A 19,947-nucleotide genomic window follows, 5' to 3' on the forward strand; every position below is an offset into this window, starting at 1 on the left:
ATGGACGAGCAAGCCGTCGAGGATATCGAGATCCACCTCCTGCTGGAGGCGCTGCACCGGCGCTACCACTACGACTTTCGCAACTATGCGCAGGCCTCGGTCAAGCGGCGGCTGCGGCAGGCGCGCGAACTGATGGGGCTGGAAACCTTCTCGGCGATGCAGGACCGCGTGCTGCACGATCCCGCCATGGTCCCGCGCCTGCTGGCCTTCCTCACCGTGCAGGTCAGCGAGCTGTTCCGCGATCCCGGCTACTTCCGCGCCCTGCGCGAAAAAGTGGTGCCGCACTTGCGGACCTATCCCTCGCTGAAAGTCTGGGTGGCGGGATGCAGCACGGGCGAGGAACTCCGTTCGCTCGCCATCCTGTTTCGCGAGGAAGGGCTGGAGGAACGCACCCAGTTCTACGCGACCGACATCAACCCCGATGCGCTGGCCGCCGCCGCGCGCGGCGTCTACCCCCTGGACCGGATGGCCGCCTTTGCCGAGAACCACCGGCTCTCGGGCGCCGCCGCGCCGCTGACGGACTACTACACGCAAGGCCGGGACGGCGCCGCCTTCGATCCCGCGCTGCGCGAACGCGTGGTCTTCCACGACCACAGCCTCGTGACCGACGCGGTGTTCTCCGAGATGCACCTCGTGTCCTGCCGCAACGTCATGATCTACTTCGACCGCGCGCTTCAGGACCGGGCGGTGGGCCTGTTCCGGGATTCGCTGATCCGCAAGGGCTTCCTCGGCCTCGGCGCGAAGGAAAGCCTGCGCTTCTCCGCGCATGCCGAAGCCTTCCGCGATTTCGCGCGAGAGGAACGGATCTACCAGCGCCAGTAGCGGGGCCGGTGCAGGCCCCGCGGCCGTCAGTCCTGCAGGCTGCGCACGAAGAACTCGGACAAGCGCCGCGTCACATAGTCGATCGGGCCGGTGGAACGGCCCACGCTGTGCTCCCCGCCGGGCACCACCAGCAGGTCGAAGTCCTTGTCCGCCTTGATGAGCGCATCGGCGACCTGCATGGTCGAGGCGGGATCGACATTGCTGTCCTGCTCGCCCACGATCATGAACAGCTTGCCCTGCAGCCGCGCGGCATTGTCCACGCCGGAGGCATCGGCATAGCTCTTGTCCACCGGCCAGCCGAGCCATTGTTCGTTCCAGCTGATCTTGTCCATGCGGTTGTCGTAGCACCCCGCCATGGCGACGCCCGCCTTGTAGAAATCGCCATGGAACAGCAGCGCGTTGAGCGTGCTCTGCCCGCCCGCCGAGGCACCGTAGATGCCGACGCGGCCGATGTCGTAGGCGGGGTCCTTCGCGGCCAGCGCCTTGTGCCACAGGATGCGGTCGGGGAAGCCGGAATCCTGGAGGTTCTTCCACGCCACGTCCTGGAACGCCTTGGACCGGTTGGCCGTGCCCATGCCGTCGATCTGGACGACGATGAAGCCGAGATCGGCCAGCGCCTGCATCCCGATCACCTTGTCGCCGCCCGAATGATAGCCGAAGGGCCAGAAGCTCTTGGGCACGAAGCTGTCGTGCGGCCCGGCGTAGATGTTCTCGATCACCGGGTACTTCTTCGCCGGATCGTAATCGCGCGGGCGCACGACGAGGCCCCAGATGTCGGTCTTGCCGTCACGCCCCTTGGCGGTGAAGACTTCCGGCGCGCGGAACCCGGCAGCGGTCAGGCGGCTGATGTCGCCCTTGGCGATCGTCTGCACCAGCGCGCCGTCCGCCGTGCGGTGAAGTTCGCTGACATTGGGCAGGTCCACGCGCGAATAGGTATCGACGAAGAACTGCATGTCGGGCGAGAAGCTGACGGTGTGGTCCGCACGCTCGGGGGTGAGCGGCGTCAGGTTCCGGCCATCGAAATCGATGCTGTAGTAATGGCGGAAATAGGGGTCTTCGCCCGCATTCATGCCGCTGGCGACGAACCAGATCCGGCGCTTTTCGTCATCGACCCTGACGACCTCGCGCACCACCCACTGGCCGGTGGTGATGCGGTTCTTCACTTTGCCGGTGCGCCCGTCGATCAGGTAGAGATGGTTCCAGCCGTCGCGCTCGGAAGCCCAGACGATCTCGTTGCCCAGCCCCTTCACATCGTGGGAATAGCGGCGATCGGCATAGACGAAGGTCTTCGCGTCCTCGGTGACGGCGGCATGGGCCGCGCCGCTGGCGGCATCGACCGAGACGATCCGCGCCTGCCCGAAGCCGCGCCGCACATAATCGAATTCCACGCTCCTGCCGTCTGCCCGCCAGCGCGGGCCGGACAGTTCGTAGGCGTTGGGGAACAGCGCCGGGTCCACCACGGTCTGGCGCCTATCGGCAACGTCGAACAGCACCGGCTGCTCCTGATCCACGGCATCGCCGGGCTTGGGATAGAGCTGGGTCCGCAGGCCCGGCTGCCCCTTGCCCTCCGGCGCCGCCTCGACCCGAAGGACATGGCGCGCGTAGCCGGGGCGAACGCGGTAGATCATCAGGTGGCGGCTGTCGGGCGACCAGGCGATGGTTTCGGGATCGTAGAAATTGCCCGCCGATCCGTCCGTGCTCAGGCGGACGGCCTGCGTGGTGCCCGCGGCGCGCAGCACAAGGTTGTCGTCCTCCACCGTGGCTTCCCACTTGCCGTCGGGTGAAAGTCGCGGTGATTGTCCGCCGGAATGGAAAGATCGCGCACGACGCCGAAGCCGCGCGGACGGCGCGGGTCTTCCTGCTTCCCGCAGACATAGTCCGCCAGCGTGCAGCGCCAGCCGTCCTCGTCGAGCCAGAACTGGATGGTCTGGCGGTCTCCGGCATAGTCGAAATCGGCAAACGGCAGGCGCAGCGCCTGCACCGGGCGGCCCAGCGCGCCGTCAATGCGGCGGCAAGGCGCTGCTGGTCGAAGGCGGGGCTGCGCGCAAGCGTGCGGGCGTCCACGGTTTCGAAGGCGAAGCCGCCCTCCACCGTTTTGCGATAGGAGAAGGCGGCGCCGTCCGGCGTCCAGTGCGCGGGCCAGGCCACGTCGCGGGTGAGGTACTGCCAGTTCTCGCGCAGGGCGATGGAGCGGTCGATATCGGCGCGTCCGGGCGCCGCCAAGGCGCCGGCGGACGACAGGATCGCGGCGCAAACCGCGGCAATTCCGATGAAACGCGGAGCGCGGGCAAGAGACGACATCTGGCGGAAAACCTCGTATGCGATGGGAGCGCAAAGCAGAAAATAAGATCGTATACGATATTACGCGCAGGCTGCAAGGCGCGATTTCCGCTTGCGCCATGGTTCTCCCGCGAAATCGATTGCGCTGCCGCCGAACACGCAAACTGTCGAAAAACCGTCATCCGCCCTATCGACATTGCCCGCCGGATCGGCATTTTGGGCGGCAGCGGATCGATCCGATCCAGACCTCTGTCCGGCCAACCGGCCAAGGAGCTTCGATGACCTCCCTCACCTTCCGTTTCCCGCGCAAGTCGCTGCGCACGCTGGCGCTTGGCGCGCTGCTTTCGGCATCCACCGCCGCCCTGGCCGCGCCGGCGCCGAAGTTCGACGTCGCCCGTATCTCGAACGACATCAAGACGCTTTCCAGCGACGATTTCGAGGGACGCGGCCCGGCCACCCCCGGCGAGAAGAAGACCATCGACTACATCGCCGCGCAGATGAAGGCCGCCGGGCTCCAGCCCGCCGGAGACAAGGGTTCCTGGTTCCAGAGCGTGCCGCTGCGCATGTCGAACATCGTCGGCACGCCCAACCTTGCGATGACCATCGGCAGCGCCGCCACCCCGCTTTCGCAAGGTGAACAGATCGCCGTGCGCGCCGCCGAAACCGGCCAGTCCTCGGTCGCCTTCAAGGACCTGCCGCTGGTCTTCGTCGGCTACGGGGTGAAGGCCCCCGAACGCGGCTGGGACGATTTCAAGGGCGTCGATCTCAAGGGCAAGATCATGGTCGTGCTCGTCAACGATCCCGATTTCGAGGGCGGCGAAGGCGATTTCGGCGGCAAGCTGATGACCTATTACGGCCGCTGGACCTACAAGTACGAGGAAGCCGCCCGCCAGGGCGCCGCGGGCGTGCTGGTCGTCCATGAAAGCGCGCCTGCCTCCTACGGCTGGGCCACCGTGAAGAACTCCGACACCAACACCATGTTCGACATCGTGCGCGCCGATCCCAAGGCCGCGCACACGCAGATGGAAGGCTGGATCCAGAAGGATCTCGCCGCGCAGCTCCTCAAGGCTTCGGGCATCGATTTCGAAGCGGCCAAGGCCGCCGCGCGCAAGAAGGACTTCCAGCCGATCCCGCTCAAGGCGACGATGAGCGCCGACTATGCGGTCAAGTCGGACATCATCACGTCCTACAACGTGGCGGGTCTCGTGCGTGGTTCGAAATACCCGGACGAGACGGTGATCTATTCGGCCCACTGGGATCACCTCGGCGTCGGCCTGCCCGATGCGAAGGGCGACCGCATCTACAACGGCGCGCTCGACAACGCCTCCGGCACCGCCGCCCTGCTCGAACTCGCCCGCAGCTATGCCGGTGGCCCGCCGCCGCAGCGTTCGGTCCTGTTCCTGGCCGTGACGGCCGAGGAAAAGGGCCTGCTCGGCTCGGAATTCTATGCCGACAACCCGCTGCGCCCGCTGGCCACCACCGCCGGGGTCATCAACATGGACGGCCCCTTCGCAATCGAAAAGACCACGGACTTCAGCATCTCCGGCGCGGCCAAGCTCGATCTGCTGACCATGCTGACCGAGGAAGGCGGCAAGCTGGGCCGGCACTACACCCCGGACTCGCGGCCGGAAGCGGGCAGCTTCTACCGGTCGGACCACTTCCCGATGGCCAAGCGCGGCGTTCCCGCCATCTCCTACGATGCGGGCAACGAACTGGTGAACGGCGGCGCGGCGCGCGGCAAGGAACTGGCCGACATCTACACGCGCGATCGCTATCACCAGCCCGCCGACGAGTACGACGCCAGCTGGAACACCAGCAGCTGGGTCGGCGACATGACGCTGCTCTACAACCTCGGCAATCGCCTTGCGAACGGCCATGTCTGGCCGAACTGGTCGCAGGACAGCGAATTCCGCGCCACCCGCGACGCCACGGCCGCCCAGCGTCCCTGAGGCAAACCGGACGCGCCGCCGCACACGGCGGTCCGGGGGCGGTCCTCGCAAGTATGTCCGCAGGCGTCAGGGCTTCATCAGCATCCGGCTGACCCCATGGCGCAGGCGCGGCAGCCGCTGCGCGCCCGCAAGGCCACATGGCGCGCCGCCTTCGCCGCGGGATGCTCCGCCGTATAGAGCCCGACGATGGCGTTCGTCCCGGCATAGATCGGGCGGCTGGCGAAACGGTGCGCCGCCTCGTAGCGGCGCAGCAGCCAGGGCGAGCCGATGTCGCGGCCATGGCGCGCCGCATCGGCCACCAGCCCGCCCAGCCGCAGCGCCCCGGCCAGCCCCAGGTTGAAGCCATGCGCCGTCACCGGATGCATGCCCACGGCGGCATCGCCGATCAGCGCGGCACGCTCCGCCGCGAAATGGCGCGCATAAGTCGTCGCCAGCGGATAGACTCCGGGGCCCGCCATTCCCGGCTGGGGCACCACCGTCATCCGCCCCAGCCGCGACTGGAAGCGCCGGGTGATCTCGGCCCCCAGCGCTCGGCGTCCAGCGCGGCGAGCGCCTCGATCCCGGCAGCATCCAGCGTCAGCACCGCCGAGGACATCCGCCCGCGAAGCGGCAGCATGGCGATGGTCTGGCCATAGTCGAACCACTCGGTGGCAATCCCTTCATGGTCGCGTTCATGGGCGACACGGCAGACCATCATCGCGCGTCCGGTGCGGTTCACTTCCGCCGCGATGCCGAGCTGTTCGCGCACCGCCGAGAACCGCGAATCCGCCGCGACCAGCAGGCGCGCCTCCAGCCTGCGGCCATCCGCGAGTTCGGCCACGGCCCCCTCCCGCGAGGCCCGCGCCGAAGACACCGCCGTGCCGGCCAGCAGGTCCACCCCCGGCTGCGCGTGAGTGACCGCGAACAGCGCGCGGCGGATCAGGTGATTGGGCACGAGCTGGCCGAGCCGGTCCTCCCCCGTGCCGCCGGTATCGAAGGCCAGCGCGAAGGGAGAGCCTGCGTTCAGCACGCGGGCTTCGCGCAAGGGCGAGGTTTCGGCCGGATCGATCGCCTGCCATGCCCCCAGCGCCTTGAGCGAGGCCTCCGAACGGTGCGTGAGGGCGATCTCGCGCCCGTCGCATCCCGGTTCGGCAAGCACCGTGCGCGGCTGCCGTTCGACCAGCGCCAACTTCAGCCCGGTCCCGGCGAGCGAGCGGGCAAAGGCAAGCCCCGCCGGCCCGCCGCCGACCACGATCACGTCATATCTCGTCATGCGAATTTCCGAGCCATTCGAAAGCGATTGATGGCTTCCCATGGCAGGCGGGCGAGAGGCGCGAAATGACCCGCGTCAATCTCCGCCTGCCATGGGCGCATTAGGTCAGCCGCACTTGCTGAAGCCGCACTGGGTGCAGGTAAGGCAGCCCTCCTGCATGTGCGCGGCCGGTTGCCTGCAGTTGGGGCACTCCTCCCCCTCGCCCGCCCCCGAAGCGGGGGCCCCTTCCTCCTGCCCCTGCGCATGTTCGCGCAGGATGCGGCCGATCAGGGCGATCAGGCTGGGCGCGTAGCTGCCCTTGGTATCGTGATCGAGCGCCACGAAAGCCCCGCCCTTGGCCGAGTGGACCCGTTCCAGTTCCTCGAAGATGAAGCGCGCGTCACCCCGGCGGCAGACGGCGGAAAGCGTGCGGGTCAGCGCGGCCATCGTCTCGAAGTTCTCCGCCGAACTTGTGTTGATGAAGATCTCGAAGGGAATGCGCCGACCATCTTCGGCAACATAGTCGTTGATCGTCAGGTAGTAGTTCTCGCCGTCCACCGGCCATTTGATCTTGATGGTCTTGCCGGGCAGCACTTGCGGGCGGGCGGGCACGGGCGTGTCGCCCGGAAAGGCGGGCTTCGCTGGTTCGGGCTGCCCGGCTTCCTGCTTCGGTTCCGCCGACGATTGCGCCACAGGTTCCGACAGGACCGAACCGCGCACCCCGCTAGGCCGATAAGTGGTGCAGCCCTTCATCCCGCTTTCCCAGGCGGTGAGGTAGACCGCCCTGAACGCATCGTAGGACATGTCGGCTGGGCAGTTGATGGTCTTGGAAATCGCCGCGTCGATCCACTTCTGCGCCGCCGCCGCAACCGCGATGTGATCCTCCACCGAAAGCTCCAGCGCGGTCACCATATAGGGCGGCAGCGGCGCTGCCGGATCGAATTCCGGCAGGCGGCTGTAGAGATACCAGCCATAGTCCTCGACCGCGAAGCTCTCGGTCTTCTGCTCGGTCGCGGTCTGCTCAACCACGACGGCGCGGTTGTAGCGCCAGGAGAAGCTGGGCTCGATGCCGGAACTGACATTGCCGTAGAAGATGCTGGTCGTGCCCGTGGGCGCGATCGTCAGCAGCACGCCGTTGCGGATGCCGTGCTTCGCGATGGCCTTGCGGATGTCCTGCGGCAGACGGTCCAGCATCGGCGCGCGCCCGAACGCCTCCGCGTCATAGGCAGGGAAGCTGCCACGCTCGCGCGCCAGTTCGATCGAGGCGCGATAGGCCTCGGCCGCCATGAACGCGCAAATCTCCTCCACCATCGGCACCGCATCGCGGCCATAGGGCAGGCGCAACTGCTGGAGCAGGTTGCCCAGCCCCGTGAAGCCAAGGCCGACACGGCGCTTGTCCTGCGCTTCGAGGCGCTGTTCCTCGGTCGGGAAAGGCGAGGTTTCCAGCACGTTGTCGAGGAACCGCACGCCGATCCGCACGGTCTCCTTCAGCCGCTCCCAGTCGACCCGCGCCGCATCGCCGAAAGGTTCGAGCACCATGTTCGCAAGGTTCACATGGCCCAGATCGCAGTCGCCATTGGGGGGCAGCGGCTGTTCCCCGCAAGGGTTCGTGGCCGAGATCGTCTCGCAATAGGAGAGGTTGTTCAGCCGGTTCACCCGGTCGATGAAGACCACGCCCGGTTCGGCATATTCGTAAGTCGTGCGGGTGATGAGGTCGAACAGGTCCGCCGCCCTGATCCGCCGGTAGACGTACCAGGGCCGGCCGTCGCGCTCGGTCACCGCAACATGGGCGCCATCGGCGCGCGGCACGTGAAAGCCCAGGTCCCAGTCGGCATCGGCGTCCAGTGCGGCCATGAAATCGTCCGTCACCGCGACCGAGACGTTGAAGTTCCTGAGCACGTCCTTGCGGGTTTTCGCCTCGGTGAAGGCGATCACGTCAGGGTGCCAGATGGGCAGCATCGCCATCATCGCCCCGCGCCGCGATCCGCTGGAGCGGATGGTGACGCACATGCCGTCCCACATCACCATGAACGGGATCACGCCCGAAGAGACCGAGTTGGTCCGCCCCACCACGGCCCCGTCGGGCCGGATGGTGCCGAAATCCATGCCGATGCCGCCGCCCTGCTGCTGGGTGAAGGCCGCGACCTTGAGCGCGTCCATGATCCCGGCGCCGGGCAGGTCCGGCTCGGTATCCATCGAATCCTGGATCGTGGGGCTGACGAAGCAGTTGATCCACGTCACCCGCTTGCCGGTGCCCGCACCCGCGAAAATGCGCCCGCCGGGCACCCAGTCCCGCGCCTCCAGAGCCGCGAGCGCCTGAGCCGCGTGCGCGCCGTCGTCCTTCGCATAGACGCCCGCCACCACGCGCCGGAACGTGTCCGAGGGGCTCTGCTCGTCGGCGTGCCGGTACTTCTCCTTCCAGACGTGGAGGGTGACGGGCTGGTCGAGCGGACCGGGCGAATTCGAGATCGACATGATGGTTCCTTGCCGGATGGATCAATACGGGAGGTGCGCGTCATCACGGGCCGAAACCTGGATAACGACCGGATGGGCATTCTGGTTGTCGGAGCGGACGGAAAGACCGGCGGCGGTTCGCGCACGCCGGCTTTGCAGGCTCAGCGGCGGTTCTGGCGCGCCGGTTCGCGGGGCGACGGCGGCCTGCCGGAGGCGCGCGGACACAGGGCGCCGAAGCGCCTGTTGCGATCGTTCATGAGGTAATCTCCGCGGCATCCGCGAACCGGACACCGATGGGATTCAGGATACTGCCCGGTCTTTGAAATTCAACCCCGACCCGAAATTATCATCCGGCGATCGCCAACTCGCCCTGCCTTTCGCGGGCCAGCAGCGGCGGCAGGGCAAAGCGGACGAGCGCCCCGGCGCCAGGCGCGGTAACGAAAGTGAGCGCGGGGGCATAAGCGATCTCGAACAGCAGCGCGCCCAGCACTTCGCCATCGGAGGCAACCCCCGGGAAACGTCCGAGCAGATAGGCGCCGAGCCTGCGCCACTGTGCGCGCACGATCTCCTCCTGCCGCCGGAGCGAGGCCGAACCCATCGGCGCGACTCGCGCATGTTCCAGCACGGTGAGCGACCATCCGCCGCTTTTCGAGCGTTCATCCGCCCATTCGGCCAGCACATCGACCACCGCGTCCAGCGTTTCGGCGCGATCGAGGCGCTTCAGCAGCTTGCCGAGGTTCTCCTCGGACTCGGTTTCGAGCACGGCGAGGAAGATCGCCTCCTTGCCCTCGAAGTTGGAATAGACCGCGCCCTTGCTGTAGCCGGCGGCTTCGGCGATCCGGTCCACCGAAGTTACCGCATAGCCATCGCGCCGGAACAGGTCGCGCGCGGATTTCAACAGCCGCAGGCGCGTCAACGCCTGGCTTTCACTTCGCGTCAGACGCGTCATTGCCCACTTCTCCTGTCGTGCCGCCCTTTGGGCGTGCATTATCCGCATACCCTATAGTACGCGGAAAGGAGAAATGCACCGGGAGAGATCGGCGTCGTGCGCGCCGCTATCTCGCCGCCGCCAGCGGGGTCGCCTCGACCGCAGCGGCGCTGGCCGCGCCGAAACGGGCTTCCCACGCCGCCAGGTCGGCACGGTACTGCTCGTAGCTGTTGTAGAATTCCGTGAACGGCGCTTCCGCTTTCGCAAGGCCGGAAGGCGCGAAGGCATCGAGCTGGCCCGCCGGCACGTTTTCGAGATCGACCGTCAGCGCCAGCGCCGCATTGCAGAGCGCAGGCACCACCGGAGGCAGGGCGAAGAAGTTGTAGACCTGGGTCTGGTACGCCTCGCGTTCGCGCACGCCCTTGGCGCCGAAGCGGGTGCGGTACTCCTTGTCCAGCGTCTTGTTCGCGGCCGCCAGCGCTTGGCATGGCGTTTCTGGAAATCGGCATAGCCCGGCAGGATCGGCGCATATTGCGCGCCCATGCAGTTGAGCGCCGCGACATTGTAGGCGGAGCGCAGGTTCCACACGCCTGCGCGGGCGAAACCCCGGTGTTGACGGTATGGCGCAGGCCGTCCGCCGCCAGCGCGGGGATCACCATGTTGGGCGCGGCGCCTACCGGAGGCATCGGCCGGGGCGGGATCACCACGACCGGCGGCGGCGGCGGCGGTGCCTCGACGATCTTCGCCGGGCCGCAACTGGCCACGCCGCCCAACAGCGCCAGCGCCAGCAGCCGCAGCCCGCGCGCGGGGCCCCGAGCCGAAAGGGCCTTCGCCGCGAACAACCCGCCCGCAAGCAGACTTGCGCCATGGGCGTGCCGCTCACGCCCCTCGTCACCTAGCGTGCCGAAATCTTCCCCGGAATGACCGACGGCCGAGATCATCTTGGACACCATCCCCCACTTGCATGCGCTGATCCGATAACACGCAGCCGGCCGGAACCGGCCCGGTCTGCACGTTCGCGCAGCCTAGTTCGGCTTACCTTACGGCTGGCTTACAAGACGGCCATCGGCAGGCGCGGAGGGATGCGCGGCCTGAGCGGAGAGGGGGAATTTCCTGCCGCGGAGCATGAAGGCCATGCTCCGCGGCAGGGAACCGATCAGACCAGTTCGCCGAGCGCGGCTGCGTCGAAGCCCTTGAGCTTTTCGCCTTCGCCGTCACGCACCTTGGCCACCCAGTCGGGATCGCTGATGAGCGCGCGGCCCACCGCGATCAGGTCGAATTCGTCGCGCTCCATACGCTCGACCAGATCGCCGAGGCCGGTCGATTGCGAGCTTTCGCCGCCGAAGGCCGCCAGGAACTCGCCCGAGAGCCCCACCGAACCGACGCTGATCGTGGTCGCACCGGTCAGCTTCTTGGCCCAGCCTGCGAAATTGAGGCCCTTTTCACCGTCGATTTCGGCGAATTCCGGCTCCCAGAACCGGCGCTGCGAGCAGTGCAGGACATCGACACCGGCATCGACCAGGGGCTGCAGCCAATCGGCCATCGCCTCGGGCGTTTCGGCCAGACGGGCGCGGTAGTCCTGCTGCTTCCACTGGCTGAGGCGCAGGATGATCGGATATCCGGGGCCAACCGCCTCGCGGACCGCCGAAACCACTTCGCCCGCGAACCGCGAACGTTCGCGAATGGTCGCGCCGCCGTAGCGGTCCGTCCGCTCGTTGGTGCCGGCCCAGAAGAACTGGTCGATCAGATAGCCGTGTGCGCCGTGAATCTCGACGGTATCGAAGCCGAGGCGCTTGGCATCGGCGGCGGCGCGGGCGAAGGCGGCAACGGTGTCGGCTATGGCTTCCTCGCTCATCGCCTCTCCGCGCGGCTGGCCGGGGGCGAGCAGGCCTGAGGGGCTTTCAACCGGCACGCCGGGGTCCCAGCCGTCCGGGCCGACGGTCGATCCGGTGTGCCAGATCTGCGGGCCCATCTTGCCGCCGGCGGCGTGGACGCGCCGATAACCTGTTCCCAGCCGGCCAGCGCCTCATCGCCGTGGAACAGCGGAATGCCCGCCATGTTGCGCGACGCGGGCCGATCGACGACCGTGCCTTCCGAGAGGATCAGACCGACGCCGCCCTCGGCACGGCGCTGGTAATAGGCCGCCTGCGGGGCGCCGGGAATACCCTCGGGCGCGAAGCCGCGCGTCATCGGTGCCATGACGATGCGGTTGGGCAGCGAGAGCGAACCGATGGTGATCGGGCGGAACAGGGTTTCGGTGGCGGATGCCGACATGCTCGAAAAGTCTCCGTTGAAGCAGGTGGCCATTAGGTATAATCTGGAAACCTAGCGTCAATGAGGCACCTTTGATAGCCTAGGTATACTGGAGGATACCGCTTGCCCGAATGCCAGCACTTCGACATCAACTGCCCGAGCCGCCTGCTGTTCGACCAGATCGCCGACAAGTGGTCGATGATGGTCCTCACCGTGCTGGACCCGGGCCCGATGCGGTTCAACTCGATCAAGCGCCATCTTGAAGGCGTGACGCAGAAGGCGCTCACCCAGTGCCTGCGCAAGCTGGAGCGCAACGGCCTGCTTTCGCGCCGGGTGATCCCGACATCGCCGGTGGGTGTGGAGTACGAGATCACCGGGCTCGGCCGCTCGCTCCACGCGCCGTTCAAGACGCTGTACCGCTGGACCGTGGATAATTTCGACGAAGTCGAAGCGGCGCGCCAGGCGTTCGACCGGCGCGCGCCTGAAGCCGATCACTCGGCCGGCGCGCCCGTGAATGCGGCATCCGTTTCGGCCGCATCTTCGCCCTTGCCGGAAGCCGGGGCCTTTTCCGCCTCGTAAGTCCCGCCGAACACGCGGGCGGAGAACCAGTCCATCTGCACGTTGATCTGGAACAGGCGGTGGCGCAGTTCGCGGAAGTTGTGCGGCTCACGCGGGGCAAGGTAGAGCGCGGTATCCACCCCGAGCGCCGAGAGAGCGCGGTAATACATCACCGATTGCGCCGAGGGTACGCGTTCGTCCTGCGCACCGGCCAGGATCAGCGTGGGCGTTGTCACCTTGTCGACGGCGGCGAGCGGCGAATAGTCCTGATAGAGATCACGCCGGGCGGTAGTGCCGTAAGGCGGCGTCACGAACCACTCCTTGCGCTGCCAGCGCGTGTCCGAGCCGAGATACATCGATGGCCAGTCCACCGCGCCCGCGCCGACAACCGCCGCCTTGAAACGGTCGGTGACCGTCTCCAACCGGGCGGTCATGTGGCCGCCCGCGCTCCAGCCCATCATGCCGAGCCGGTCGGGATCGGCCATGCCGCGCCGCACGAGTTCGTCGACGCCGGACAGCACGTCCTTGTCGGCATGGCGGAAGTAGCCCGCATTCATGCCCTGGAGGAACGTGTCGCCGTAGCCGGTGCCGCCGCGATAGTTGACGCTGAGCACGAGCACCCCGCGCGCGCCAGCAGCGGCAGGAAACGGCCATAGGCGAAGACGTTGAACTGGTCCGCAGAGCGCGGACCGCCGTGGCTCTGCACGATCGTGGGATAGGCATGGCCGGGCACATAGTCGAGCGGGTAGGTCACCAGTCCTTCCAGTGCCTGTCCGTCCGGCGCGGTCCAGTGGATCGCTTCCTGCCGCGGCAGGCGGTAGCGCTCGGCGATGCCGTCGTTGAGGTGCGTGACGCGAACCGGGCGCGGGCTGCGCGGGTCCAGCCGCAGCACTTCCTCGGGCTGGAGCGCGCTGCGTTCGGTATAAGTCAGCATCCGCCCGTCGCGGGAAAGTGCGATGGAGGATATCACGCTGTCCCCGCCCGCCAGCTTGCGCCAGCGGCCACCGGCGGCCGGCACTGCGTAGAGCCCGGTGCGCACGCCTTCCTGCGCGGTGAAGTAGATCGTGCGGCTGTCGGCGGACCACAGCGCCTCCTCGATCGCCCAGGGCGGACCATCGGCGAGTTCGCGGATTTTCCCGGTGGCGAGGTCCACCACGAAAAGATTGGCGTTGAACGTGCCGTAATGCCCGTCGCGCGCATTGGCGCGGAACAGCGCGGAGCGTCCGTCGGGCGCAAGGCGCGCGCCCATTTCCTGGTAATCGTTGTCGGTCAACCGGCGATCCGCGCCGTTACCCTTATCGCCGTTCACGCGGACCCACAGTTCCGAGGCGGCCTGATCGTCGAGCAGCCGCGAGGTGGCGCGCCGGTAGAGCAAGACGCCGCCATCGGCGGAAATATCGAAGCCGCGCACCTCGAAGTCTCCGGAGACGATCTTCTCGGCCTTGCCGGTGGCGAGATCGGCCTTCCACAATGCGCGGCGGGCGCCGGGGGATTCGAAGGCGACCATGTCGTCGCGCTCCTTCTTGCGCGCCGCCAGTTCCTTGCCGTCGGGAAGGTTCGCCAGGAAATAGATCGACTTGCCGTCGCCCGACCAGACCAGATCGGCAGGGGCGGTGCGCAGCGTGGTCAGCTTGCGCGCTTCGCCGCCATCAGCGGGAAGCAGGTAGATCTGGCTCGCCTTGTCCTCGTCCCGGCGGTCCACAAAGGCGATCGAGCGCCCATCGGGCGACCAGGCGGCATCGGTTCCGCCGTCCGCCAGCATCCGGCGCGGCTTGCCCGACGCGGTATCGACGCTCCACAGCTCCGTCACCGCGTGGTTCTTCTTCCAGTCCGCCTGCGACACCCGGTAGAGGATCGAGGAACCGTCGTTCGCGGGAAGCGAACTGCCTGCCCGCGCGATGCTCAGCAGGCCCACCGCCCCCATCGTGGCGCGCGCGCGCACGGCGGCATCCTCTCCGGCGAAGGCCGGAACGGCGGGCAGGGCAGGCGCCAGCGCGGCGGCCAGAAGCAGGGAACGGAACATTCGGGAAGCGGCGACCATGGGCATCTCGCGTCAAAAAGGCCGGCGGCACGCAGGCACCGCCGGGAGGGGGATGGACTTTGAAAATGTACGGGGGGAGAGAAACCGCCCCTCCCCCGCGCCGGGCTCAGAACTGGAACTGGGCTCCGAGCGTGAAGGAACGGCCGGTCACGCCATAGACCGAGTTGTAGTTGTACTGGCTGCCGCTTTCGGTGCCGTCCGGAAGGAACGGTCCGTACTTGTTGAACACGTTGCGGACCGAGCCGAAAATCCGCAGGTTCGGGTTGGCCAGCGGCGGCGTGATGCGGAAGCTCAGGTCATGGCGCCAGTAGGCCGGCACATTGAGGAACAGCGGATCGGTGATCCCTGCCGCCGCGAAGCTGGCCGCCGCCTCGTTGCTGTCCACGGCCTTGCCGATGTAGACCGTGGTCCACTTCAGCATGAAGCGCTTGGAGTTCCAGGCGAGGCTGGCCTTGGCGCTGTCCTTCGAGGTGCCGACTTCGCCCAGCCAGTTTTCCGAGGACTGGCTGGCGATGCCCTGATACTTCGTGCCCAGTTCCAGCCGGTGGTTGTAGTTGAGCGAGAACTGGATGTTGCCGGGGATGACTTCCGGGCGGAACTGGTACGCCACCGCCACGTCGATGCCGCGGGCGCGCAGTTCGTCGAGGTTCTCCTGCTGGTTCACCAGGCGGGTGATCTGACCCTCGGCATCGCGGGTGATCGCATCGCAGAAGCGGTTGCCGTAGCCTTCCGCATCCGAATAGCATTCGAGCATCTGGTTGGTGTTCGACAGCGCCGAAATCGCATCCTTCACCCGGATGTCGTAATAGTCCACGCTGGCCTGGAAACCGGGAAGGAAGCCGGGGTTCACCACCACGCCGGCGGTGAAGGTATAGGCGGTCTCTTCCTTGAGATCGGCATTGCCGGCATTGGGGGCGTTCACGCTGGTGCTGTCCTGCCTGAACACGCCGTCCGCCGCGATGGCTGCGGCAATCCCGGCGTTGCTGCGGCAGTTGTCGGCAACCGTTCCTGCGGTGGCGGCGGTAACGCCGCTGCAGATATCGACCACGGTGTCGTAGTCGTCACGCGGCGGCGAATAGAGCTCCGTCGTGTCCGGCGCGCGCTGGGCGCGGCTGAACGTGGTGCGCAGGTTCATGCCGTGAACCGGTTCCCACTGCGCGCCTGCCCGGTAGCTCAGCGTGGTGCCGACCCCGGAGAGGTTGTAGCGCGCCACGCGCACCGCCCCGTCGAGGCTGAGGCGATAGATCAGCGGAATGTCGCGCAGCAGCGGCACATTCGCCTCGGCATAGGCTTCGCCGACCTTCACCGTTCCCGCATATTCGGGGATATAGGCGAAGTTGCTGTAGCCGCTCGCGGTCAGTTCGTCGGTATGGGTCTCGGTATGGTCGCGGCGCAGCTCGAAGCCGGTGGCGATCTGGACCGGACCGGCGGGCAGTTCGAACAGCGTGCCCGTGAGGTTGCCGCTGAGCGTGTGCTGGCTGTTGATCGACTGATACCAGACATTGCCGCGAATATAGTCGGCGGCGGCATCGCTGATCGAGCCGATGCCGAACATGTTGAGCGGCACGCAGCCGTCCGACCGTGCGGCCTCGTCGGCGCAGACGATCGAACCGTCGCTCAGCCGGGTCGCGTTGAGGGCGTACTGGACGTGCTGGTAATTGACGCCGTTGGTCCGGGTCTGGTTCTGTTCGAAGCGGCCGAAGCCGTAAGTCACGTCCCAGTTCCAGTTGCCGAAGACGGTGCCCTCGAACCCGGCCCAGGTCCGCCAGGTCTCGCGCTTGTTGTCGATCGCCATCTGGCCCACCTCGGTAAGGCGGCGGCGGAAATCGATCCCGGAACTGGTCGAGGCGGCGGCGATCACGTCCGGCACGAACGGATTGGTGCGGGACAGACGGCCCAGCGTGAACTCGTCGTTGACGCCGTAGCTGGACGAGTTGGACAGGTAATAGGGTTCGCGAAGCGAATTGGTGGTGATCCGCGAATAGAGCACCGTCGCCTTGAACTTGAGGCTGTCGCTGAATTCGTAGCCGATCTTGCCGGCCGCGCTGATGCTCTCGCGCGGGACGATGAGCGTGCCGTTGGTGCGGGAATCGTAGCCGTTCTCGGCCGTCACGAAACCCGACTGAAGGCCGTTCTCGTCATAATAATAGGCGCCGCGGCTGCTGAGGAAGCGTCCGCCCGGCGTGTAGCTGCTGAGCGCGGGCGAGGAGACCGTGTTGCTGGTGGCATCGTAGCTGACCGATTCCAGTGCCCAGTCGCGATCCCTTGCGCTGAGGGCGTACTGCTTCTCGTAAGTCCCGGTGGCCATCAGATAAAGCCGGTCGTCAAGGAACTTGCCGCCTGCGGCGAGCGAGTATTCCGTGCCGTCGCCGCCGCCGTCGTTCGTGGCGGTGCCCGCTGCCCTTCCCTTGATGCCGATCAGGTTGTTGTCGGTCATGATGTTGACGACACCGGCGATCGCGTCGGACCCGTAGACGGCCGAAGCACCGCCCGTGCTGACATCGATCCGGTCCACCAGAAAGGTCGGGATCGTGCTGAGGCTCACCGCGTTCGAATTGCCGACGTTGGACACGGTGCGATGACCGTCGATCAGCGTAAGCGTGCGGTTCTGGCCGAGGCCGCGCAGGCTGACGGTCGAAAGGCCGTTGGTCTGCGTGGAGGTCTGGCCTGCCGAAAGGTTGAGGCCCTGATCCACGCCGGGAATGTCCTGCAGGGCTTCGGCAAGGTCGCGGTAGCCGTGCTCGGAGATGTCCTCCTTCTGGAGCGCCACCACGGGGATCGGGGAATCGAACTCGGTGCGCCGGATGCGCGAGCCGGTCACGACCAGTTCGGTCATTTCGGGTTCGTCGCCTCCGGTATCGGCCGCCGGCTGCGCCTGCGAAGCCGGTACTGGAGACACCGGAGCACGGCGGACCACGAAGACGCCCGACGCGCCCTGCTCCGCCGTCAGCCCGGTGCCGCGCAGCAGCTGGCCCAGCGCGGCGCGGGCGGTGAAGCTGCCCTTGAGTGCAGGCACCGTGCGGTTCGCCACCGAAGCGCCGTCAAAGATGACCTGCTGCCGCGCCGCCGAAGCGAAGCTGCGCAGGGCGCTGCCCAGGCTCTGCGACGGAATGTCGAGATCGAAGCGCTGTTCCTCGGCAAAGGCCGGAACCGCCTGCGCCATCAATACCGCTGCAACGGCGCTGCCCGCACCCCAGCGGGATGCAGCAAGAAATTTCCCCATGTTTTGCGACCCCTGTTTGATTGATTGTTGCCGCAGGGTGAGACGCGCGGTGCCGCCGGAGGGACAGCGCCGTCCCGGAAACTTTTTTCAGTCCCGAGCGTCAGGCGCCGCTTTTTCCTTCCCCGATCCTGCCTTTTCAGCGCCGCTCGATCTTCCAGCCGTCGCCCTCGGCGCTGACCTCGATCGGATAGAGCGCGGTGACGCCGTCAAGGAACGCACGCGCATCGCCAGCCCGGAACACCCCGTTGACGACGATCGCCCCGGTCTGCGCATCGGCCAGCGCGATCGGCTGGCGCGAATAGCGGTTCACGCGTTCCACCGCGCTGGCCAGCGTCGTGTTCTCGAAGACCAGTTCGCCGTCCTGCCACGCCTGCCCCGCGCCGATCTGGAACGGCGCAACGCGCGGTGCCTCGACACCCTGTGCCAGTGCAACCATCTCGTTGCCGGGCGTGAGCTGCGGTTCGGACGCAAGGCGGCGCGGCCGGAACTGCTCGCTTGGCGCCATGCCGCGCCCCGCGGTGCGATTGACGACGGCCACGTGCCCCTCGAAGAGCTGGACGTGAACGTCCCTGCCCAGCAGTTCGACGGAGAACGACGTGCCGGTGGCCACGACGATGCGGTTGCCCGCCGTCACGGTGAAGGGCCGCAGCGGGTCCTTGGCAACGTTGAACCTCGCGCGGCCGCGCACCAGCACGAGCGAACGCCGGTAATGCCCCAGATCCACGTCCACGGTGGAATCGCCGTCGAGGGCAAGCTGCGATCCGTCGTCGAGCAGGACCGTGCGCCGCTCCCCGATGCTGGTGGCATAGCGCTGCGAATGATCGCCCCACACCGACAGGACGCCGAGGAAGGCCAGCAGCAGCGAGGCCGCCAGCGCGACCGCGAACAGCGACTTGCGCACTTCGCCGCGCCGCCGCCCGCTGTCGGTGCGGTCCTCGTAGTCGCAAAGCGCGGCAGTGCGCAGGCTGATGATGTCGGGCTCTTCGCCCAGACCGTCCAGCGTGCGCGACATCCGCGCCATGTCGGCGAAGGCATCGGCATTGTCCGGCACCGCCAGCCAATCGTCGAACTGCGCCTGGTCGGCCTCGCTCATCGAGCCGTCAGTGAGGGAAAGATACCAGGACGCGGCCTCTTCGGCGCGCGGATCGACGGTATCGGTGATGACGGAATCCTTCATTTTACGTCTCCCATCCGGGAGGCGAGCAAGGCCATGGCCTTGGCGATCTGCTGCTTGACCGCGCTTTTCGAGATGCCGTAGCGCTCGGCGATGGTGTCCTGGCTGAGCTGCTCGAACTTGTAGAGCACGAACATCGTCCGTGTGCGCTCCGGCAGCGCCTCCAGCGCGCGGACCAGTTGCTCCACCCCCTGCCGTCCGCTCGCGATCGCATGGGGATCGACGAACTCGACGTCGCGGCGCTCCTCCGCTTCCACGAAATGGCGATAACGCTCGCGCACGCGGTAGCGGCGGTGCCGGTCGGCCAGCAGGTTCACGGCGATCTGGAACACGAAGGCGTCGGGGTGGTCGACGCCGGAATCGTGCCGCAGCATCCGCTCGAAAACCTCCTGCGTGAGGTCCTCTGCTTCCGCGCGATCCCCGAGCTCGACCTGATCCAGCTCCCGGCCGAGACCGCCACCCGCAATGTCAGGGCGCTGTCGGGCGGGCAGAAGCAGCGCGTCAACCTCGCGCGGGCACTGGCGGCGGAGCCCGACCTGCTGATCTGCGACGAAGTGACATCGGCGCTCGATACCATCGTCGGTCAGGCGATCCTCGAACTGATCGACGGGCTGCGCCGGGAACTCGGCATCGCAGTCATGTTCATCAGCCACGACATCTCTACCGTGCGAGCGTTCTGCGACCGCATCCTGGTGCTTTATGGCGGCCGTGCCGTGGAAACGGCCTCCGGAAGCGCTTTCGCGCGCGGGCCGCACCACCCCTATACCGACCTCCTGCTCAGCTCTGTTCCGCGCATGGAGCCGGGCTGGCTGGACGCCGGCGCCACGCGAGCAAGAGGAGCGGGTTTCCCGTCCGATCTCGCGATCTGCCGGTTCGAACCGCGCTGCGGCGTGACCATTCGGGGCCGCTGCAACTGCGAGCCGCCTCCGCTGCGCAGGCAGGGCGAACAGGCATGGCTGTGCCACCACCCCGCCGAAGTGCTGGCGGCGGAATAATCTGCCGTTGAGCGCGCAACAGCGGCACCCGATGCCACG

18 protein-coding genes and 1 pseudogene are annotated in these 19,947 nt (G+C 67.1%); 6 read left to right on the forward strand and 13 right to left on the reverse strand.

The window, feature by feature from the left end; genetic code table 11:
- On the forward strand, positions 1 to 822 hold the full coding sequence (locus ADT71_RS16765; protein ID WP_054438633.1) for a protein-glutamate O-methyltransferase CheR: 822 nt from the start codon (positions 1 to 3) through the stop codon (positions 820 to 822).
- A 26-nt stretch (positions 823 to 848) separates the two neighbouring features.
- On the opposite strand, the gene ADT71_RS16770 is transcribed toward ADT71_RS16765, so the two are convergent.
- Entirely contained in the window at positions 849 to 2,579 is a 1,731-nt protein-coding gene (locus ADT71_RS16770; protein ID WP_231635958.1) for a DPP IV N-terminal domain-containing protein, read from the reverse strand.
- A complete protein-coding gene (locus ADT71_RS33865) occupies positions 2,522 to 2,803 on the reverse strand; it encodes a hypothetical protein (protein WP_231635959.1) in 282 nt (93 codons plus the stop codon). Before ADT71_RS33865 ends, ADT71_RS16770 begins: the two co-directional genes overlap by 58 nt.
- A gap of 577 nt (positions 2,804 to 3,380) precedes the next feature.
- On the opposite strand from ADT71_RS33865, the gene ADT71_RS16775 reads away from it, so the two are divergent.
- Positions 3,381 to 5,051, forward strand: a complete 1,671-nt coding sequence (locus ADT71_RS16775; RefSeq protein ID WP_082370405.1) for a M28 family metallopeptidase — start codon at positions 3,381 to 3,383, stop codon at positions 5,049 to 5,051.
- Positions 5,052 to 5,128: 77 nt separating this feature from the next.
- On the opposite strand, the gene ADT71_RS33870 is transcribed toward ADT71_RS16775, so the two are convergent.
- From ADT71_RS33870 to ADT71_RS16785, 3 genes are all read right to left on the reverse strand, one after another.
- Entirely contained in the window at positions 5,129 to 5,533 is a 405-nt protein-coding gene (locus ADT71_RS33870) for an FAD-dependent monooxygenase (RefSeq protein ID WP_231635960.1), read from the reverse strand.
- A complete protein-coding gene (locus tag ADT71_RS16780) occupies positions 5,530 to 6,303 on the reverse strand; it encodes an FAD-dependent monooxygenase (RefSeq protein ID WP_231635961.1) in 774 nt (257 codons plus the stop codon). The genes ADT71_RS33870 and ADT71_RS16780 overlap by 4 nt, the downstream gene beginning before the upstream one ends.
- 105 nt (positions 6,304 to 6,408) lie before the next feature.
- Positions 6,409 to 8,757: an adenosylcobalamin-dependent ribonucleoside-diphosphate reductase gene (locus ADT71_RS16785; protein ID WP_054438635.1), complete on the reverse strand. Its 2,349-nt coding sequence runs from the start codon at positions 8,755 to 8,757 to the stop codon at positions 6,409 to 6,411.
- A gap of 33 nt (positions 8,758 to 8,790) precedes the next feature.
- Here ADT71_RS16785 and ADT71_RS16790 point away from each other — a divergent pair, with 33 nt between their 5' ends.
- Entirely contained in the window at positions 8,791 to 9,000 is a 210-nt protein-coding gene (locus tag ADT71_RS16790) for a hypothetical protein (protein WP_054438636.1), read from the forward strand.
- Positions 9,001 to 9,082: 82 nt separating this feature from the next.
- Here the strand turns inward: ADT71_RS16790 and ADT71_RS16795 are convergent, their stop codons facing one another.
- Both ADT71_RS16795 and ADT71_RS31455 read right to left on the reverse strand, forming a co-directional pair.
- On the reverse strand, positions 9,083 to 9,685 hold the full coding sequence (locus ADT71_RS16795; RefSeq protein WP_054438638.1) for a TetR/AcrR family transcriptional regulator: 603 nt from the start codon (positions 9,683 to 9,685) through the stop codon (positions 9,083 to 9,085).
- Between the two features lie 106 nt (positions 9,686 to 9,791).
- Complete coding sequence (locus ADT71_RS31455; protein WP_156336635.1) at positions 9,792 to 10,082, reverse strand: hypothetical protein; 291 nt, start codon at positions 10,080 to 10,082, stop codon at positions 9,792 to 9,794.
- Between the two features lie 68 nt (positions 10,083 to 10,150).
- On the opposite strand from ADT71_RS31455, the gene ADT71_RS31460 reads away from it, so the two are divergent.
- A complete protein-coding gene (locus tag ADT71_RS31460) occupies positions 10,151 to 10,588 on the forward strand; it encodes a hypothetical protein (RefSeq protein ID WP_156336638.1) in 438 nt (145 codons plus the stop codon).
- A 232-nt stretch (positions 10,589 to 10,820) separates the two neighbouring features.
- Here the strand turns inward: ADT71_RS31460 and ADT71_RS16805 are convergent.
- Positions 10,821 to 11,938, reverse strand: a pseudogene (locus tag ADT71_RS16805) (NADH:flavin oxidoreductase).
- A gap of 102 nt (positions 11,939 to 12,040) precedes the next feature.
- On the opposite strand from ADT71_RS16805, the gene ADT71_RS16810 reads away from it, so the two are divergent.
- Positions 12,041 to 12,496 (forward strand): helix-turn-helix domain-containing protein, encoded by a 456-nt coding sequence (locus tag ADT71_RS16810; RefSeq protein ID WP_082370406.1) that lies wholly within the window; start codon positions 12,041 to 12,043, stop codon positions 12,494 to 12,496.
- Here ADT71_RS16810 and ADT71_RS32250 read toward each other — a convergent pair.
- The 5 genes from ADT71_RS32250 to ADT71_RS33875 all read right to left on the reverse strand — a co-directional run bounded on the left by ADT71_RS32250 (position 12,409) and on the right by ADT71_RS33875 (position 19,287).
- Positions 12,409 to 13,095 (reverse strand): S9 family peptidase, encoded by a 687-nt coding sequence (locus ADT71_RS32250; RefSeq protein ID WP_054438641.1) that lies wholly within the window; start codon positions 13,093 to 13,095, stop codon positions 12,409 to 12,411. The genes ADT71_RS16810 and ADT71_RS32250 overlap by 88 nt on opposite strands.
- Complete coding sequence (locus ADT71_RS16820) at positions 13,029 to 14,516, reverse strand: PD40 domain-containing protein (RefSeq protein WP_197283056.1); 1,488 nt, start codon at positions 14,514 to 14,516, stop codon at positions 13,029 to 13,031. Before ADT71_RS16820 ends, ADT71_RS32250 begins: the two co-directional genes overlap by 67 nt.
- Before the next feature lie 106 nt (positions 14,517 to 14,622).
- Positions 14,623 to 17,739, reverse strand: coding sequence for a TonB-dependent receptor (locus ADT71_RS16825; RefSeq protein WP_082370408.1), 3,117 nt, complete (start codon positions 17,737 to 17,739; stop codon positions 14,623 to 14,625).
- 136 nt (positions 17,740 to 17,875) lie between these two features.
- Positions 17,876 to 18,916 (reverse strand): FecR domain-containing protein, encoded by a 1,041-nt coding sequence (locus ADT71_RS16830; RefSeq protein WP_054438648.1) that lies wholly within the window; start codon positions 18,914 to 18,916, stop codon positions 17,876 to 17,878.
- A complete protein-coding gene (locus tag ADT71_RS33875) occupies positions 18,913 to 19,287 on the reverse strand; it encodes an RNA polymerase sigma factor (RefSeq protein ID WP_231635962.1) in 375 nt (124 codons plus the stop codon). The genes ADT71_RS16830 and ADT71_RS33875 overlap by 4 nt, the downstream gene beginning before the upstream one ends.
- On the opposite strand from ADT71_RS33875, the gene ADT71_RS33880 reads away from it, so the two are divergent.
- On the forward strand, positions 19,258 to 19,908 hold the full coding sequence (locus ADT71_RS33880) for an ABC transporter ATP-binding protein (RefSeq protein WP_054438652.1): 651 nt from the start codon (positions 19,258 to 19,260) through the stop codon (positions 19,906 to 19,908). The genes ADT71_RS33875 and ADT71_RS33880 overlap by 30 nt on opposite strands.
- The last annotated feature ends 39 nt before the right edge of the window (positions 19,909 to 19,947 follow it).

Origin of the sequence: Novosphingobium sp. ST904 (assembly GCF_001298105.1) — a bacterium.
Taxonomy (GTDB): domain Bacteria; phylum Pseudomonadota; class Alphaproteobacteria; order Sphingomonadales; family Sphingomonadaceae; genus Novosphingobium.